Origin of the sequence: Psychroflexus salinarum (assembly GCF_042677225.1) — a bacterium.
GTDB lineage: Bacteria > Bacteroidota > Bacteroidia > Flavobacteriales > Flavobacteriaceae > Psychroflexus > Psychroflexus salinarum.
Genome location: NZ_JBHTIV010000013.1, coordinates 223,297 through 241,530, shown reverse-complemented (window position 1 = coordinate 241,530; position 18,234 = coordinate 223,297). Strand labels below are relative to the sequence as shown.

Genomic DNA, 18,234 nt, shown 5'->3' with positions numbered 1-18,234 from the left:
CCTAAGAGCTAATAACAAATTCAATTTCTCATTGAAATTTAGTATATTCGCAAGAGACCTATAAATTGATATAATGCAAGATAAAGTTCAAAAAAAAGAAGATCTTTCTTTTGATGAGTTCAAAAAGCAAGTTCTAGAAGATTATAAAATAGCAGTAACTAGTAGAGAATGTAGTTTACTAGGAAGACGTGAAGTACTTACAGGAAAAGCTAAGTTTGGAATATTTGGTGATGGAAAAGAAGTGCCACAATTGGCATGGGCTAAATCATTTAGAAATGGTGATTTCCGTTCTGGTTACTACAGAGACCAAACATTTATGATGGCAATTGGGAAGCTTACAATTGAACAATTTTTTGCTGGCCTTTATGCAAATACCAATCTTGAAGACGAACCTATGTCTGGGGGTCGCCAAATGGGCGGACATTTTATGACCCACAGTTTGAATGAGGATGGTAGTTGGAAAAATCTAACAGAACAAAAAAATTCTAGTGCAGACATCTCTCCTACTGCTGGACAGATGCCACGTTTATTAGGTCTTGCTCAAGCTTCCAAAATATATAGAAATGTTGATGGTATTGATTCTGAAAAGTTTTCTAAAAATGGAAATGAAATAGCTTGGGGAACAATTGGTAATGCAAGTACAAGTGAAGGCTTATTCTGGGAAACTTTTAATGCAGCTGGTGTTATGCAAGTTCCTATGGTCATAAACGTATGGGATGATGACTATGGTATTTCTGTTCACGCGAGACATCAAACAACAAAAGAGAATATCTCTGAAATTTTAAAAGGTTTTCAAAAAGAAAATAATACAAATGGATATGAAATTCTAGTTGTAAAAGGCTGGGATTATCCTGCACTTATTGAAACTTATGAAAAAGCAGAGAAAATCGCTAGAGAGAAGCATATTCCAGTTATGATACATGTTGTTGAAGTCACTCAGCCTCAAGGTCACTCTACATCTGGTTCTCATGAACGCTATAAAAGCGAAGATAGATTGCAATGGGAAAAAGAACACGATTGCAACACCAAGATGCGAGAGTGGATGATTTCTAATGGTTTCTCTACGGATGAAGAACTTGAGGAATTAGAAAAAAGCATTAAAAAAGAGGTTAGAGATGGAAAGAAAGCTGCGTGGACAGCTTTTGGTAAAACAGCAAAAACTGAGAATAAAACAGTAGTAAAATTACTTACGGATTTAGCAAATTCTTCTGAAAATAAAAATTTCATCTCCTCTTTGGTCAATGAATTAAAAGAAAATGATGAGCCAATTAAATCTGTTATTCTTGCCACCGCAAGAAAAGCTTTGAGATATGTAAGAGGTGAAGAATCTGATGCTAAAGCCAACTTGATCCAGTGGATTAAGAATTTCAGCCAACGCACACAACCTGATTATAGCAGCCATTTGTGGAGTGAATATGATGGTAAAGCCACCAATATAGAAGCCATAGAACCTTCTTATGCTGATGATGCTGAAAACGTAGACGCCAGAGTAATTTTGAGAGATAACTTCGATAAAATCTTTGAAACTCGTCCAGAGACGTTAATTTTTGGTGAAGATGCAGGAGAAATTGGCGATGTAAACCAAGGGCTTGAAGGTCTTCAAGAAAAATATGGCAAATTGAGAGTTGCAGATACTGGAATTCGTGAAGCTACAATTCTTGGTCAAGGTATTGGCATGTCTCTAAGAGGTTTAAGACCAATTGCAGAAATTCAATATTTAGATTATGTATTATATGCTTTGCAAATAATGAGTGATGATCTTGCTACTACAGCTTACAGAACGAAAGGAAAACAAAAATCACCGCTTATAGTAAGAACTCGTGGTCATAGACTTGAAGGTATATGGCATTCCGGTTCACCAATGGGTGGAATTTTGAATTTAATTCGTGGTGTTAATGTTTTGGTTCCTAGAAATATGACAAAGGCCGCAGGTTTTTATAACACAATGCTGGAGAGTGATGAACCTGCCTTGATTGTAGAGTGCTTAAACGGTTACAGACTAAAAGAGAAAAAGCCGAATAATCTAGGAGAGTTTAAAACACCTGTAGGTAAAGTAGAAACAATTAGAGAGGGCAACGACTTAACAATAGTTTCCTACGGTTCTACATTAAGAATTATAGAACAGGCTGCTAAAGATTTATTAGAAGTAGGCATTGATGTGGAAATAATTGATTGTCAATCATTATTACCATTTGATATTCATCATGACATTGTAAAGAGTCTAGAAAAGACAAATAGATTATTAGTTGTTGATGAAGATGTGCCAGGGGGAGCTTCAGCATTCATCTTACAACAAATATTAGATGAACAAAATGGTTATAAATATTTAGACAGCAAACCGCAAACTTTGACAGCTAAAGCTCACCGACCTGCTTATGGTACAGATGGTGATTATTTTTCAAAACCTTCAGCTGAAGATATTTACGAAAAAGCTTACAGTATTTTACGCGAATTCAAACCAGAAGATTATCCAGAATTGATGTAAACACTATCTTAATACAGATCATAAAAAACCTTAGTTGATAAAAAAGCTAAGGTTTTTTTATGTTTTATATAACGATTATAAAACCAAGCAGCTATATTATAAAATATATATTTGAAGATTAACATTCAATTAATCAACAAGTTATGAAAAGAGGACCTTTATTATCGTGGGATATTTATTCTGAATACTTTTTTAAGTTAATTAAAACCCTTAGGAAGAAGCAAGAGGTTGAAAGATTGAACAAATTTCAATCAAAATATCATTGGGATTTCCAAATTGAAGAGACCTTATTTAAAAATGAATATAAGGCCATAGTTATCACTGATAAAAATCAAAACATAATTTGGGTGAATGATGGGTTTAAGGATATGACTGGCTATAGTTTATCTTTTTTAAAAAATAAAAGCCCTAGAATACTTCAGGGAGAAAAAACTTCAAAAGAAGCACTTCAGTATATTAGGACACAAATAAGCCAAGAATGTGTCTGCGAAACTTCTATGGTCAATTATAGAAAAGATGGAAGTGAATATATGTGTGAAATAAAAATATTCCCAATTCAAAATAAAAATAATAGTGTTGAACATTATATTGCTCTAGAGAATGAATCTCTTTTAAACTAGCCTATCGTTTATATTAAATCCAACCTTTGTTAATAGATTCAACTTTAAAAATCAAATAATTGAGTAGCTGAGTAGCATCGTTGATTCTGAGGTATTCAATATTAATAGTTCCCGAAGCAGTTTCTAAGACAATGTCTGCATGCCCATTGTATTGTTGAAATATATTTCTACAGAGTCTAACGGATTGAAGTTTATGTATTTCAATTATTTTATACTTAGTATCCAAAGACCCTTTCCTAACGGAAATAAGATCTGAATTAAATCCTACATTACTCTTTTTAACTTTTAGATAGGAAAGCCAAGATAAGCCCATAAAAACCATAATTAACAACACACCACTTACCAAATTGAAATAAAGAAAATAGGCGACTGCAAAAAGTCCAATCATTATAGCTAGATTTTTATAAAAGTATCTGAAAAAAAGACGGTTTTGAGAATTTACAATCTCATAATTCTGATCGTGAAGTTCTAATTGAAATAACGATTTAAAAAGAGTTTTTAAATTCTCTTTGGACAATCCAACTAAATTAATTTTTTGTTTTTCTGTAACTTGATTCGACGCTGCTTGACTTACGTGAACACTTCGTATTTTAAATAAACTTTTCAGAGGATTGGTCCTGATTTCAAAAATCTGAGTTTTAGTCTTTTTAATGACCTTATTCATTCGCTTGAAGAGACCGTATTCAACTTCATAATTTTGTTGATTTTTAACTATCTTGAGATTAAAGTATTTAAAGACGGTGGTTAAAACCGTAATAAAAAAACCAATGATGAGAATTCCTAAAATTAAGAATGTTGCAAAAGTTATTGTCTCCGGAATCCTGTTTTTAAAATCTTCTTCTAAGTTGAGATCATAGATATTGGTGAGGAAATCCATCACAAAATTATACAAATAGGCAAAAAATGCCAATAACAATCCTACTCCTTTGAACAAATTAGAGCTTACACCTACCTTAAGAAGTGTAATAAAATCTAATTGAAATAATCTTTTTGAATCTTTTGATTCCGTGTTTACGTGATTTGAGGAGTTGATAGAAGAAACTTTTTCCTTTTCATCTATCAACTCTTCATCTCCTTCTACTTTTTTCTTTTCTTCTATAAGCTTGGCTTTGAGTGCATTTGCAAAATCCTTATCAAGAGCTTTTATTTTAATTTCTGCTAGTCCCTCCCCTGCAGTTTCAATCTCAAAACCAACAACATTTAATATTTGTTGAAAAATATTTTGTTGAAGATTGATATTTTGAATTCTTTCGAACGGAATTTCAATGTGACTTAATTTTATTACTCCTTTATCTAGATGAAATGCATCTTCTTGAATTGAGAATTTAAATTTCTTATAAGACAAATAAGAAAAAACAAATTGAAGAATAACTAATAAAGCAAGGCCTATGTAAATGTAGGTTCCATAACTTTCAAATATATTTTTTTGAAAAAATGGTATTGCTAAAAGGTAAATGTTCTGTCGAATTCGTTTAACTAAATCAGTAAAAAAGATAAGAAAAATCCCGTTGATGGATTGTAACCTTGGTATTGAGAAATCAATCTGTGTCATCCTCTACGGTTGTTTTATCAAGAACTTTGGCCTTTAGTTTTTGAGCAGTTAACTTATCTAGACCATTAATTATAAGATCTCCAGACGATGCACCAGCTGTGTAAAGTCTTAGTGTGTAAAGAGAAAATAATCTAGATAATGGACCTTGCTTGATTTCTACGTGTTGTATTCTTTTATAGGGAACAACAGTTTCTGTAAAATAAAAAAAACCTGACTGATAAATCATATCATATTGCCTTACTCCAAACTTTTTTAGAGGAAATCCTTTTTCAATTTCTATTGCCCTTATAATGAAAACAATACTCAATATTCCAAGAATAATGTAAGGTATCCATGAAGGAAACTTATCAAAGAAAAATCCTGAAATTGAAAGAGCGAACAATATTATAAATACAGAAGACTCATTGAGCCAGATAAGTTTTTTGTATCGGTGCTGAATGGGCTCTAATTCTACAGATTTAAAATTAGGCAAATCTGAAATTGGTATTTCTAAGTTTTCAAAATTCATACTAGTAATTAGATTCTACACGCTCACCGTCTTTATATTTACCTACAAAAGCATCCTTAAAGTTAAGTTGTTTTACAACATTCCGAAGCTTTTCTGCCTCTTCTTCTGTCTTAAACACTCCTAAAGTATATAGGTTGAAATCTTTGAAATTTGCATTGTCAACAACACTGTAACTGTCTGAAGATAATTTTGTATTAAATTTCTTAAATGCTCCCAGTTGAACTGCATAAAATTCATTTAATTCTAAAGGATTTGTATACTTAGAAGCCCGTGCTTCTAAATCTAAACCTTGATCTCTATAATTTTCTAAAGTAGATTTTTTTATAACTACTTCGTCATCGGAGATTTTAATTCCTTCATTAAGTCCCAAAAGACCAGGCTGAAATAAAACTGTAAAAAGAAGAGTTAAAAATAACATGCCTAAAATGACAGTTGAAGCTACAAAACTCTTTCTTTGTGATTTTAGATGCTCCTCTGTTTTATAAAGTTTTAAGAGTTCTTGATTTTTTGTTTCAAGTTTGGACTTAGCTTCAGTCTCCTTATTCACGATATCTTGAAGCTCTTTTTCAGTTAGGATTGGCATAGTTTTTTGTTATTTGTTATAATTTGAAAATCTAATTTAGGAAATCCATTTAATATTTTTGAAATTAGGTTTCCTTTTTTCTAAAAATGCATTTCTACCCTCTTTAGCTTCTTCAGTCATGTATGCTAATCGAGTAGCTTCCCCTGCAAAAACCTGTTGACCTACCATACCATCATCGGTTGCATTAAATGCAAACTTTAGCATTTTTATAGAAGTTGGAGATTTTTCTAATATTTCTTGTGCCCATTCATAAGCAGTATCCTCTAACTCATCATGAGTGATAACTGCATTTACCATTCCCATATCAAAAGCGTCTTGCGCACTATAATTTCTACCTAAAAAGAAAATTTCTCTAGCTTTTTTCTGTCCTACCATTTTAGCTAAATACGCAGAGCCATAACCTCCATCAAAACTAGTGACATCTGCATCTGTTTGCTTAAAAATCGCATGTTCTTTACTCGCTAAAGTCAGATCACAAACAACATGTAAAGAGTGCCCGCCACCAACGGCCCATCCAGGAACAACAGCGATGACAACTTTAGGCATAAATCTTATTAATCTTTGCACTTCAAGTATATTAAGTCTTGGAGTGCCATCATCATCTACATACCCTTGGTGACCCCTAGCATTTTGATCTCCTCCACTACAAAAAGCATACTTATCATCTTTTGGAGATGGACCTTCTCCGGAAAATAAAACCACTCCAATATTAGGGTCTTCTCTCGCATCCAAAAATGCTTCGAAAAGTTCGCCTACTGTTTTAGGTCGAAATGCATTTCTTACTTCTGGTCTGTTGAAAGCTATTCTTGCCACTCCTCCACTTTTCTTGTAAGTAATATCAGTATACTCTTTTACCGTTTTCCAGTTCATCTGTAGTTTTTTTAATTTGAAAGTATTTTTTTATTCTCTGAATGGTATTCTAAATCTTTAAAGACAAATTTATCCTTTTCTTCCTTATAAACCGAACATTCGTCAATTGGTCCTACGTACAAATGCAAACTCAAAGATCTACCATCATTCAAGTTATGTAAAGAGTGGTAACCAAGTGCATCATTCATATAAGACAATTTATCCTGAGTCATTTTTACATCTGCAGTTAGTTTGAGATCTCCGCTTTCCTCTATATATCTTTTTTCCCTAAGCTTTCCTTTCGCGAGGTAAACCCAACATTCTTCTCCATTATGACAATGTATAGGAGTTTGTTGACCTTCTTCCCAACACAAAAGTAAAAGCTCAAAATCGTCAGTTCTATGTACGCAGTTTCTCGTGTAGTTCTCTTCAGACCAAAATGCAAAAGGAAGCAATTCTTCATCTGATATGGATAAATTTCTTGCTATGTCAAAATAATCCTGACCTTCACATTCTGGCAAAACTTCTAAAAGTTTCTTTAAAGATTTTATGTTTTCTTTAGAGTCCATTGTTTTTAATTATTTTTATCAAATACATTTCTATCGAAGAATAGTAAATATAAATTTCAAATAAGGCTTATGCAAGCAGACCTTGAACTATTTCAGAAACTTTCTAAAAAACTTATAGCTCATGAGGAAAAAACCGGCGTCGTAAAACCTATAAAAGCTGAAAAGTTATTAAACATACTTGACCTTGATGTAAGTAATAATGGATTAAAAAGAGAAGAACTGGAATCTCTTCTAGAAGAGGTTGTATTAAGTACACCAAGAACGTCTACCAAATTATTTTTCAACCAGTTATTCGGTGGAAGGAATAACAAAGGTACACTTGGAGAATTACTTGCTGTAATGCTTAATAATAGCATGTATACTTATAAAGTTGGTGGACCACAAGTGGGTATCGAAAAAGTCATAATTTCAAAAGTTTGCCAAATGCTAAACTTTGGAAAAAATGCTGACGGTACATTCCCTCCAGGTGGATCCATGAGTAACTTTATGGCAATGCTAATGGCAAGGGATGCTTATGATAGAGATATAAAATTTAATGGTGTTTCTGAAAAGATGATCATTTACACATCTTCAGCATCTCATTATTCTATCACTAAAAATGCGATGTTTGGAGGAATAGGGATAAACCAAATTAGAAAAATTGAAGTTGACCAATTTGGTAAAATGATCCCTGAAGCTCTTCAAAATCAAATTGAAACTGATTTAAAAGCAGGCTTAAAACCTTTCTTTGTGAATGCCACTGCAGGAACAACAGTTTTGGGGTCTTTTGACGATATAAACAAAATCCATAATGTCACCAAAAATTACAGGGGTTTGTGGTTACATGTTGATGGAGCATATTGTGGCTCAGTTATTTTCAGCAAATCCTACAAACATCTTGTTGATGGTGTTGAAAAAGCTGACTCTTTTAGCTTTAATGCCCACAAAATGCTGAATGTACCTTTAAGTTGTTCAATCATAATTACAAAAGAAAAACATAATCTGAAACATAGTTTTGCTTGTGAAGCAGATTATTTATATCAAACTGATGGTGATGAGTACAATCTTGGAAAAACTTCACTACAGTGTGGAAGACGTAATGATGCTCTTAAATTTTGGACCTTATGGAAATCTGTTGGAACCGAAGGTCTTGAGCGTATGGTGGATCGTCAATTTCAATTAGCTGAAACTGCTCGCAATTATGTAAATAATCATCCAGATTACGAACTTTATTCTTATGGAGACTCTATTTCTATTTGTTTCAACTATAAAAATGTTGATCCAAAAGATTTATGTAATTCTTTATATGAAGACGGAAAATTAATGGTTGGGTATGGTGAATTTCAAGGAAAAATATTTGTTAGATTAGTAACCATCAATTCAAATAATGAAGCAGATGATATATTAAACTTTTTTAAAGTTCTTGAGGCCTATGTTGAAGAGAAAGAATCTGAACTAGTTACAATTTAATCTGTTCCATCATTTTTTCTACAATTTTGTAAGTAGCTGGACAGATTTCAACATTTTTTAAAGTAAGATTTGAAATTTGTTGAAATTTCTTGCGGTCTGTATGTGGAAATTCGGAACAAGCCTTGGGTCTTACTTTATAAATTGAACAGTAATTATCAGCACCTAAAAATGGGCAGGGAACACTTTTTAAAACATAATCATTTTCCTCATCAATTCTAAGGTAGTTATCGATAAATACGGAAGGCTTCATCCTGAAGTGCTTTGCAATTCTTTCGATATCTCTATTGGTAAACAATGGTCCAGTAGTTTTACAACAATTGGCACAGGTTAAACAGTCTATTTCTTCAAAAGTTTCATCATGCAATTTCTGCATGGTCTGATCAAGGTGTTTTGGAGGTCGTTTTTTGAGGCGCTTAAAGAAATCTTTGTGTGTTTTATGTTTATCTTTGGCAAGACTCGGCAAGTCATTTAAAAATTCTTCCATTTTACAAATATAAAATCTACAATTTGAATCCTAAGTCTTCCTCCAAAGATATATTTGGTTTAGCTTTAGAAAGCTATTACACAAATAAAGACAAAACGCCCATCAAAGTTCATAATAAAGATTTTTATGATGATGAAATTCCTGTTGAATATCTTTTCAGAAATTATGAAGAAATGCCGTTACTGGAGCAAATAGCAATTGATTTATGTGAAGGTAAAGTTTTGGATGTAGGCTGTTGCGCAGGAAGTCATAGCATAGAATTAACAGCAAGAGGACTTGAAGTTCAACCTATTGACATTTCTCCTAGAAGTATTAAAATTTGTAATAAAAGAGGTTTGAAAGAAGCTATATCATTGGATTTCTTTGAATTGGATAACAAAAAATTCGATACTATATTACTGTTGATGAATGGCATTGGTATCGCTCAATCTATCGATAATTTACCTGTCTTTTTCAAAAAATTAAAAGATTTAATGCATCAAAATAGTCAGGTTTTACTTGACTCGTCAGATTTAATTTTTTTATACGAGGATGAATTAACTGAAGAAGATAATTATTACGGTGAATTGACTTATGAAATCAGTTATAAGCAATCAATTTCAGATGCATTTCCTTGGTTATATCTTGATTTTGATTTATTAAAAAAAGAAGCCTCTAAAAGAGGCTTCTTGTGTGAGCTTATGTACAGTGATGAACATTATGGCTTTTTAGCAAAGCTTCAGCTTAGTTAAGTTGAAACACTTTTTCTCCATCAATATATGTGAATAATACCTTAGTTTTAGGAATCTTTGACTCCTCAACTTCCATAGGATCTTGATTCAAAATAACAAAATCAGCAAATTTTCCAACTTCTAAACTTCCTTTTTCGTCGTCTTCAAAATTGGAATATGCAGCCCAGATTGTCATCCCTCTCAAAGTTTCTTCTCTAGATAATTTTTCATCAGGATTAAAACCATCCTTAGGATAATTTTCAAGGTCTTTTCTAGCTACAGCAGCATAAAAAGTTAAAAATGGATTTACTTTTTCTATCGGAAAATCTGTCCCTAAAGCAACTTTACCAGCCCTTTGAAGCAAAGTTTGATAAGCGTAGGCATATTGGACTCTTTCAGCTCCTAATCTATCCTCCGCCCAGTACATGTCACTAGTTGCATGAGTTGGCTGCACAGACGGTATAATGTTCTCACCGTCATAATAGTTGAAGTCAGAATCATCCATTACTTGCGCGTGCTCTACTCTCCAGCGTCTATTTGAATCTTCTTTTAATAGCTTATCATAAGTTTTCAAAACAACATAGTTTGCAGAATCCCCAATTGCATGGGTATTCATTTGAAATTCTGAATCATGGAGACGTTCAGCAAGTGTTTGAAAATCATCAAGATCTATAATCATGCTTCCAAAATGATTTTCCAAATCTGAATAAGGTTCTTTTAAAGCTGCACCTCTAGAACCTAAAGCTCCATCTGCATAAACTTTCACAGACCTTACATTTAATCTATCTGTTTTCAAGATTCCTGACTTGAGGAATTCATTAATATTTTCTTCATTATTACTTAACATGGCATAAATTCTCATTTTGAGCTCACCACTTTTTTGCAATTCGTCTATAAGGTGAATTACATCAGAATTAAGTCCTGCATCAACCAAGCTTGTCAATCCAAGAGAAATTGCTATTTCTTCTGCAGATTGTAAAGCTTTTGTTTGAGCTTCTTTATCGATATCAGGGAAAGTTGCTCTTACAGTCGCCATAGGATTATCAATTAATATACCTGTAAGCTTTCCATTTTTCTTCTGAATTTCTCCACCAAAAATTTCAGTCGACTCGTTTATTTCTGCAATGTCAAGAGCAGATTGATTAACAATCATAGCATGGCCATCAACTCTAGTTAAAGCTACCGGAACGTCTGGAAATAATATGTCTAGTGTATCTTTTGTAGGAAACTCTTTAGTTTTCCAGTCGTTTTGATCCCAACCTCTTCCTATTATATATTTAGTTTCTGGATATTTTTTTTGAAACTCTTGAAGTCTTACGATTACTTCAGCATAACTTTGAGTACCATCAAGATCTACTCTACTCAATTTCAATCCTAAATTGTAAAGATGAGCATGAGCATCGATAAGTCCAGGAAGAACTGTTTTTCCATCAACATCTAGAACTTCTTCTGCAGAATACTTATTAGTTAATTCTGAAGAAGTCCCTACTTCGATAATTTTCCCATCAGAAATAGCAAAAGCTTCTGCGATAGAAAATTCATCGTCTACTGTGTATGCTTTTGCATTGGTGACAAGCAAGTCTGCTTGTTCTTTGGTGTTACAACTAACAACAATTAAATTCAGAATAAAAAAAAGAACTACAACTAAATATTTCATGTAAATAAATTTGCAATGGATTGATAAATTTCTTCTCTAATAGCTGCATTACCACTAGCAGCAAGTATTATGGAAACTAGTAGACCTATCATGGCATAAAGAAAATCTTTTCCAATCATAAATGTCGCTTTCTTTTTGTGCTTGTTTCCTTTTTTCTTTCGAGATAAACTTATAGCGATCTCTCTTCCTCCAATAATTCCTAAGAAGACCCAAGTGGTACTCATAGGAACCGTTGAAATAAACAGTTTATATATAAGTAAAATAACGTAAGATAAATCGATTAGTGTTGCAGCACGAATATCAGATACTCGAGTTTTTTCACTTACTACTCCTTGAATTCTATCCCCTCTTAAGTAAAAGAGTAAGCCTAATCCGAAAAAAATAGTCAATGCAAATATAGAAAACTGCATGACACTTTGTTCTCTAGGTAAGTAAACTGCGATGTTTGCTCCATCTTGCATCACCCAAGTGGCCCAAAGTGATCCACTGACAATCCATTGTACTGCAACCCAGTAATTGCTATGTTTTCTACTTTTAAAATATTTTCTAATAGTATTGTAAGATAAATACCAAACTAAAAAGGATATAACAAAAGCAAGTAAGTAACCAGACCAACTTTTGAGTATAACCGAGGTGATTCCTGAAGTATCAGCACTAAATACACTAAGTAAAAGAAATGTCGTTGATACAGGCATTTTCAATCTAGTCAGTATAAGTAGGACTAGCGGTGCAATAACTTGAAAAAAAGTGAATTTATCCGGATGTGGATAATCTGTCGAGCCGTCTGGGTTTGTAAGTCTTTGGTAGGTGACATCTCCATCAAAATAAATAAAACTAAAAGTGACTGTAGCTAAAAATATACCTCCAATAAATAGCCATAAAATCCACCATTTATTTGCTTTATTACTTTCTATAAATGTACCAAGAGATTGGATACTATCATTGGCAACGGCTGCATATGCAGCAAAAAAGAAGCCAATCCACATAGCGAGATTGGCGTTTGTTGTTGAGGTAGCGGCTATAATTATTCCAACTACTACTATTATTAAAAATGTCTTTTCCTCAGAAAGAAAATCAAGTATATTTAAGTAAGGACGATCCCGGTCGTAGCGCTTAAATTTTTTAGCCATTTGAAAGTGTTATTTCTGCATTCATTTGTCGCAAATCTACTTAAATAATGTTTTCTAATGTTTCCTTTTCGTTAAGATAATTAAGAAAATGTTTACCAGTCAAATTGATAAATCAAACCTCCTAAAATCTGTAAACCTTGTACCTCATAATTTTGCCAGCGATTATACGAATTGTTTAAAAGATTATTCGCATTAACAAATGCAGAAAGTCTTGGAATTATTTTATATTCTACGGATGCGTTCAAATCCAAATATCCATCTACAGTATTTACGCTCATATCATTAGGAACTGGCACACCATCTAGTCGAATAGCTGTACTTTCTACAGCATCTTTCCGTTCTCCAACATAAAACAGCGATGCAGAAAAACTCCAGTTTTTTGTGAAGTTGTAATTGGCATATGATTCTAATTCAACCTCAGGTAAGTTCCATGCTTCTTGACCTTGTTCTGTTGAAAAGTTAGAATACTTACCAAAAAAACCTAAAGTTAAATCACTTTCAATTTGATAAGATAAGTCGGCAGAAATAGAAAATATATCTAAATCATTATAAGTTACATCAAAAGAATTTAGATAATCAAAGTTTCTTTTGGTAGGGGCAACAGAGTTGTTTTCTAAATCTGGATTTGCTCTAAAAAAAGCAAAATCATTCGTACTAGAGTACCTTGCCTTTGCTGAAAGAGACAAGTTATCTAGCAATTTTGAAGAAAAACCTGCATAAGCATTATATTTATTATCACTGGGTTTAATTAACAGCGTTGGAGAGACAAAAGGGTTATTATTACTAAAGTTTTCAAAAGAGTTCATTTCTAAATCTCCACCAAGTCCAACATTTATTTTGATCGAATTATTGTTTAAGAAAAATTCAGCATCTACATCTGGATAAAAGAAAACTTCGCTTGAGCTTTCTTCAAAATCATTAAAGAATACTGCTTTTGCACCAAGTTTTAGACTCAAATTTTCATAATCTAAATCTATAAAAGGATTTAAGCCAGCCTGAAACTGTTGAAAATTAACTTCATTCAAATCATAGAAGGACGTATCAAAAACTCCATTCAAAATACTAAAATCGCCTTTAAGAGATAAAGTCTGGTATCTTACAGGGATCTCCAATAAGGACTCAATATTCAAAAATTGCTCAGAACTATTATAATCATCAGAAAAGTTTTGAACATTAAGCTTTGCTTCTTTAAGGATATTATCGTAAAATAAAATCTCTCCAAAAGCTTCTAACTTAGTGTAGGTTTGTAACGGTTCAATAGAATTAACCTCCTCTTGAGTCAAGCTAGATGTATAAGTTTCTGGAAGACCGTAGTAGTTAATTTCTCTATGATTCAAGTCAATTCCAGTGTTCCATTCGAAATAACGGTCTTTGGATGTCAGTTTTATATCCAGAGAAGTGTCGGAAAAATCATCATCCAAAACTACATCATCAATTCCTCCTTGAGAAGATAAATGTAAAAATCCAATATCAATGCTTCTTACATTATTTAACTCGAAATTACTGTAAAAGTCTGCTTGTATAGTAGAATAATTTCCTGCTCCAAAACGTGCATAATTTTCATAGAGCTTTTGAGGTGCAGACATTCTCACCCCAGAAGCAGTTCCTTTTGCTGGAGTAAATGTTGAAGCAACAGGAACATCAATAAATGAATAGGATACTGGTTGTCTTGTTTGTTTTATTGTATCTTTTTCACTTGGTTTTTGTTTGATTTTAAACGCATCATTAACAGTAGGTGAATACTGTTTAATAATAATCAATTTATCTGTGCTGATTGTATCTCTCTGTGCAGTCCCATTAAAACTCATGGAAATACCAAACAAAAGAAGAATAAAATACTTTTGGCTTTGATTCATTTTAATTATAATTAGTCAATACAAATAACGGTATCTTTAGAACATTAATAACTGTTTAGGAATGAATTTTATTTCATTGCTTGTCCAAATTTAATAAACATGAACATGAAGGAAAATGATATTATAGAATTACTTAAGTCACAAGACGAATTTTTGAAAACTACATCTAAAACTTCAGTTGAAAATCGCATTTCAATTTTGAAAAAATTGAAAGCTAGTATTAAAGCTCACGAACAAGGTATAGTTGATGCGATTTATAAAGATTTTCAAAAGCCAGAGTTTGAAGTGTTAACAACCGAGCTGTTTGTTGTTTACAAAGAATTAAACTTGTTTATCAAGAATTTAAAAAAATGGTCCAAGCCAAAATCAGTTTCATCTGCCTGGCTCAATTTCCCTTCTTCAGATAAAATCCACTACGTGCCCTGGGGGAAAGTTTTGGTAATCGCTCCCTGGAATTATCCATTTCAACTCGCCATAACACCAGCAATTGGTGCAATAGCCACTGGAAATACAGTTGTTCTAAAGCCTTCTGAGCACGCATCTTACACAGCAGGTGTTCTCGTTAAGATTTTTAATGAAGTTTTTGAAGATCAACAAGCAAAGATTATAACGGGTGCTGTTGAAACTGCAAAAATACTTCTTGAACAGAAATGGGATTACGTCTTTTTTACGGGTAGCGTACCTGTGGGAAGAATTGTTTCTGAGCAGATTGCGAAACATATGACACCTCATACATTAGAGCTTGGTGGTAAAAACCCGTGTATTGTTGATTCTACTGCAAAAATTGACGTAACCGCTAAAAGAATATGCTGGGGGAAATTTTTAAATGCTGGCCAGACTTGCATAGCTCCAGATTATCTTATAATTGACTCAAAAATTAAAGATGAGTTTCAGAAAAAACTTATCTCATCTCTGAAGGAGTTTTACTCTGAAACTTCATATAAAGATTACACCAGGTTGATTCATGACTCCCATTTCGAAAAACTTACAGGATTTCTCAAGGATCAAAACATTATTTATGGAGGAGAATCTGATGCTGAAACAAATTTCTTAGCACCAACTTTGGTTGATTCTCCAGATTTATCATCACCACTTATGAATGAAGAGATCTTCGGGCCTATTCTACCTCTTTACTCCTACTCCACTTTTGATGAGCTGGAAGAGATGATAACGTCTTTTGAAAAACCTTTATCGCTTTATGTCTTCAGTGAAAGAAAAGATTTTGTTAAACAAGTCAACGAAAAATTTGATTTTGGAGGCGGTGTTATAAACGACACTATTGTACATTTCGTGAATGACAAACTGCCTTTTGGAGGCGTTGGAGCAAGCGGTGTGGGCAACTATCACGGAAGAGCATCTTTTAACACATTTACAAGACAAAAACCAATTGTGAATCGTAAAACTTGGCTGGATATACCAATAAAATATCCACCATACAACCGAGTAAATTCTTTTAAATCTTTTCTGAATTTATTTCGATAAGGTTAAATTTGAATTTTGATTTTACTTTCATCTGAGATATTAAGTTTATGGCTTTTTCGGATAACTGAAGAATACGAGGATAACCTCCAGTTACTTGAGCATCTCTCATGAGAACCAACATTTTACCTTCGGGTGTATATTGAATAGTACCAGGCAAAACTGGGCCTGTTACAATCTCCTCTAGCTTATTTTCTAAACGTTCCTGGATCTCATAAGCCATTCGATTAAGTGAAGTTGAAAGTGAAAACTCAGCATTCAGTAATTGATACTGTAGAGTTTGACTTAGCTTATGAAATTCTGGACCTTTAAAAACATCTAAGAATAGATTTTTATAATAATCGATATTTAGTTTTGGACAGTCTCCCCCACTTTCTCCATCAAAAGTTTTATAGTCAATTTTGTCGTTTTTTTGAAGTTGATACTGAGTCAAAGCCTTATAAAAACTTTTACTTCCCAAAAAAGTACTCGACTCAAAGCCATCTTTTACCGAAATATATCCCCAATTTCCTTCAGTTAATTGTTTGATGGTTAATTGATCACCGCTATTAATCTTTATAATAGATTTCGTTTCAATTTTTTTATCATTCAAAAGTATTACTCCTCCCAAGACAGCTACGCAAATAAAAATAGGAGAGTCAAATTCGAGCTTCAATCCTTGTTGATAAAACTCTATACAAGCAGAATTTTCTTTATTTTCCAAAACCTGATTAGCAAATCTATAGAGATGTAAATCCATAGCTCCAGAGATAGGAATACCCTGAGGCATTCCTTCACTGCGTCCTTCATCTTGAATTGTGGCATAAAGCCCAGATTGCTTAACAATTACACTCATATTACCACTTGTTATAATTTGTTTGGGATTGAATATACTCAAATTCATCTTTTGAAATACGCTCAAATTGAATTCTATCTCCTGCTTGCAAAAAACATAATTGCTCTGAATGATTTTTATTAAATAATTGAATTGGACTCCTTCCAATAATTTGCCAGCCACCGGGAGAATCTATTGGATAAATTCCAGTTTGCTTGTCGGCAATTCCAACAGATCCAGCTAGAATTTGTCTTCGTGGTTTTGATTTTCTTCTATAAAAAAGTAAAGAATCCAAGCCTCCTAAATATGGAAATCCAGGAAGAAAACCAATAAAAAAAACAGTATAAATTACTTCTGAGTGTTTCTTGATTATTTGATCAATTGATAAGTCCAAATTTTCTGAAAGTAATTCTAAGTCCCATCCATAATCCAGATCATAACAGACTGGTATTTTTTTAATTTGTAATTTCAAATTATTACCTATATTAACATCTGAGATTTTCTCTAAAATTCTTTTTTTAACGTCATAGAAATTATTTATAGTAAATTTGTAAATAATTAATAATGAGTTATATGTATTGATTATTTGAAGTACTTGTTCATGACTATCCGTTGATAATTCTTTTTTTAAATTAAGAAGATAACTTAAAAGGTTTTGATCATTTTTTTCATCAAATTCAACAAGAATTGATGTCTCATTAATTTGAAAAATACGTGATTTATGAGTCATAATTCTCTCCTATTTTAATTCTATTTTCAATGAGTTTTGCTTTCAGAACTTCAAGAATTTTTAGTGCATTAGCTGTATCACTATGTACACAAATAGTATCAAATTCATGCTTAATTATTTCACCAGATAAAGACAAAACTTCTTGATTATGAACCATCGATAAAACTCTTTTGGAAATTAAATCTGGATCATTTAATACTGCTCCGTTTTCATCTCTAGAGACCAAACTCAAATCATTTTGATATGCTCGATCTGCAAAACCTTCCAGCCATAGTGTAATAGATTCTGGAATTTTGGAAGAGAATTTCACAAAAGGAGGAGTAAATAAAATCAGATCTAAATTTCTTTCAGCAACTACCTCTAAAATTAAATTAGTGATTGTTTGACTTTTACGCATGTCATTGTAAAGCGCTCCATGAGGTTTAATATGGTGAAGCTTCACTTCATTGGCTTTACAAGTCATCTCAACCAAGTCAATTTGTTGATGCAAGTGATTTTTTAAGTCATTCTCAGTTATGTCAATTGACTTTCGTCCAAAGTTTTCAAAATCTGGATAAGATGGATGAGCACCAATATTAACGTTATGTGTTTTAGCCAAATTTACGGCGTTTTCAACAGATTTCTTATCTCCAAAATGACCACCACAAGCAATGTTACAAGATGAAATAAGAGGCATAATATCAGCATCAAACTTACCACCTTCTCCGAGATCACAATTTATATCGATAGTTTTATTCATATCGAAATATATGGAATGAT

At 32.7% G+C, this 18,234-nt stretch carries 17 protein-coding genes; 5 read left to right on the top strand and 12 right to left on the bottom strand.

Going from position 1 to position 18,234, the window contains the following annotated elements:
- Positions 1-73 precede the first annotated feature (73 nt).
- Together ACFQ0R_RS11645 and ACFQ0R_RS11640 are read left to right on the top strand one after the other, a co-directional pair.
- Positions 74-2,485 carry an alpha-ketoacid dehydrogenase subunit alpha/beta gene (locus tag ACFQ0R_RS11645; RefSeq protein ID WP_379658553.1) on the top strand — a complete coding sequence of 804 codons (2,412 nt, stop codon included), beginning with the start codon at positions 74-76 and terminating at the stop codon, positions 2,483-2,485.
- 143 nt (positions 2,486-2,628) lie between these two features.
- Positions 2,629-3,105: a PAS domain-containing protein gene (locus ACFQ0R_RS11640; RefSeq protein WP_379658552.1), complete on the top strand. Its 477-nt coding sequence runs from the start codon at positions 2,629-2,631 to the stop codon at positions 3,103-3,105.
- Positions 3,106-3,118: 13 nt separating this feature from the next.
- Here ACFQ0R_RS11640 and ACFQ0R_RS11635 read toward each other — a convergent pair whose 3' ends face one another.
- The 5 genes from ACFQ0R_RS11635 to ACFQ0R_RS11615 are packed head-to-tail and all read right to left on the bottom strand — an operon-like array spanning position 3,119 to position 7,166.
- Positions 3,119-4,657 (bottom strand): PH domain-containing protein, encoded by a 1,539-nt coding sequence (locus ACFQ0R_RS11635; RefSeq protein WP_379658551.1) that lies wholly within the window; start codon positions 4,655-4,657, stop codon positions 3,119-3,121.
- Positions 4,644-5,165, bottom strand: coding sequence for a PH domain-containing protein (locus tag ACFQ0R_RS11630; protein ID WP_379658550.1), 522 nt, complete (start codon positions 5,163-5,165; stop codon positions 4,644-4,646). Before ACFQ0R_RS11630 ends, ACFQ0R_RS11635 begins: the two co-directional genes overlap by 14 nt.
- A 1-nt stretch (position 5,166) precedes the next feature.
- Entirely contained in the window at positions 5,167-5,748 is a 582-nt protein-coding gene (locus ACFQ0R_RS11625; protein ID WP_379658549.1) for an SPOR domain-containing protein, read from the bottom strand.
- 36 nt (positions 5,749-5,784) lie between these two features.
- Entirely contained in the window at positions 5,785-6,618 is an 834-nt protein-coding gene (locus ACFQ0R_RS11620) for a 1,4-dihydroxy-2-naphthoyl-CoA synthase (protein ID WP_379658548.1), read from the bottom strand.
- An 11-nt stretch (positions 6,619-6,629) separates the two neighbouring features.
- Entirely contained in the window at positions 6,630-7,166 is a 537-nt protein-coding gene (locus ACFQ0R_RS11615; RefSeq protein ID WP_379658547.1) for a cysteine dioxygenase, read from the bottom strand.
- Positions 7,167-7,235: 69 nt separating this feature from the next.
- Here ACFQ0R_RS11615 and ACFQ0R_RS11610 point away from each other — a divergent pair, with 69 nt between their 5' ends.
- On the top strand, positions 7,236-8,615 hold the full coding sequence (locus tag ACFQ0R_RS11610; protein WP_379658546.1) for a pyridoxal phosphate-dependent decarboxylase family protein: 1,380 nt from the start codon (positions 7,236-7,238) through the stop codon (positions 8,613-8,615).
- On the opposite strand, the gene ACFQ0R_RS11605 is transcribed toward ACFQ0R_RS11610, so the two are convergent.
- Positions 8,605-9,099 carry a YkgJ family cysteine cluster protein gene (locus ACFQ0R_RS11605; protein WP_379658545.1) on the bottom strand — a complete coding sequence of 165 codons (495 nt, stop codon included), beginning with the start codon at positions 9,097-9,099 and terminating at the stop codon, positions 8,605-8,607. The genes ACFQ0R_RS11610 and ACFQ0R_RS11605 overlap by 11 nt on opposite strands.
- 23 nt (positions 9,100-9,122) lie before the next feature.
- On the opposite strand from ACFQ0R_RS11605, the gene ACFQ0R_RS11600 reads away from it, so the two are divergent.
- The gene (locus tag ACFQ0R_RS11600) at positions 9,123-9,830 is read left to right on the top strand and encodes a class I SAM-dependent methyltransferase (protein WP_379658544.1); all 708 of its coding nucleotides are present in this window, start codon (positions 9,123-9,125) and stop codon (positions 9,828-9,830) included.
- Here ACFQ0R_RS11600 and ACFQ0R_RS11595 read toward each other — a convergent pair.
- From ACFQ0R_RS11595 to ACFQ0R_RS11585, 3 genes are all read right to left on the bottom strand, one after another.
- Positions 9,823-11,466, bottom strand: coding sequence for an amidohydrolase (locus tag ACFQ0R_RS11595; protein ID WP_379658543.1), 1,644 nt, complete (start codon positions 11,464-11,466; stop codon positions 9,823-9,825). The genes ACFQ0R_RS11600 and ACFQ0R_RS11595 overlap by 8 nt on opposite strands.
- Positions 11,463-12,596: a hypothetical protein gene (locus ACFQ0R_RS11590; RefSeq protein ID WP_379658542.1), complete on the bottom strand. Its 1,134-nt coding sequence runs from the start codon at positions 12,594-12,596 to the stop codon at positions 11,463-11,465. Before ACFQ0R_RS11590 ends, ACFQ0R_RS11595 begins: the two co-directional genes overlap by 4 nt.
- Positions 12,597-12,688: 92 nt before the next feature.
- Positions 12,689-14,452 carry a TonB-dependent receptor gene (locus tag ACFQ0R_RS11585; protein ID WP_379658541.1) on the bottom strand — a complete coding sequence of 588 codons (1,764 nt, stop codon included), beginning with the start codon at positions 14,450-14,452 and terminating at the stop codon, positions 12,689-12,691.
- 105 nt (positions 14,453-14,557) lie between these two features.
- Here ACFQ0R_RS11585 and ACFQ0R_RS11580 point away from each other — a divergent pair, with 105 nt between their 5' ends.
- The gene (locus tag ACFQ0R_RS11580; protein WP_379658589.1) at positions 14,558-15,934 is read left to right on the top strand and encodes an aldehyde dehydrogenase; all 1,377 of its coding nucleotides are present in this window, start codon (positions 14,558-14,560) and stop codon (positions 15,932-15,934) included.
- On the opposite strand, the gene ACFQ0R_RS11575 is transcribed toward ACFQ0R_RS11580, so the two are convergent.
- The 3 genes from ACFQ0R_RS11575 to pxpA are packed head-to-tail and all read right to left on the bottom strand — an operon-like array spanning position 15,906 to position 18,214.
- Positions 15,906-16,766 carry an allophanate hydrolase gene (locus ACFQ0R_RS11575; RefSeq protein ID WP_379658540.1) on the bottom strand — a complete coding sequence of 287 codons (861 nt, stop codon included), beginning with the start codon at positions 16,764-16,766 and terminating at the stop codon, positions 15,906-15,908. The genes ACFQ0R_RS11580 and ACFQ0R_RS11575 overlap by 29 nt on opposite strands.
- A 1-nt stretch (position 16,767) precedes the next feature.
- A complete protein-coding gene (gene pxpB / locus ACFQ0R_RS11570; protein WP_379658539.1) occupies positions 16,768-17,475 on the bottom strand; it encodes a 5-oxoprolinase subunit PxpB in 708 nt (235 codons plus the stop codon).
- On the bottom strand, positions 17,465-18,214 hold the full coding sequence (gene pxpA / locus ACFQ0R_RS11565; protein ID WP_379658538.1) for a 5-oxoprolinase subunit PxpA: 750 nt from the start codon (positions 18,212-18,214) through the stop codon (positions 17,465-17,467). Before pxpA ends, pxpB begins: the two co-directional genes overlap by 11 nt.
- Between the last annotated feature and the right edge of the window lie 20 nt (positions 18,215-18,234).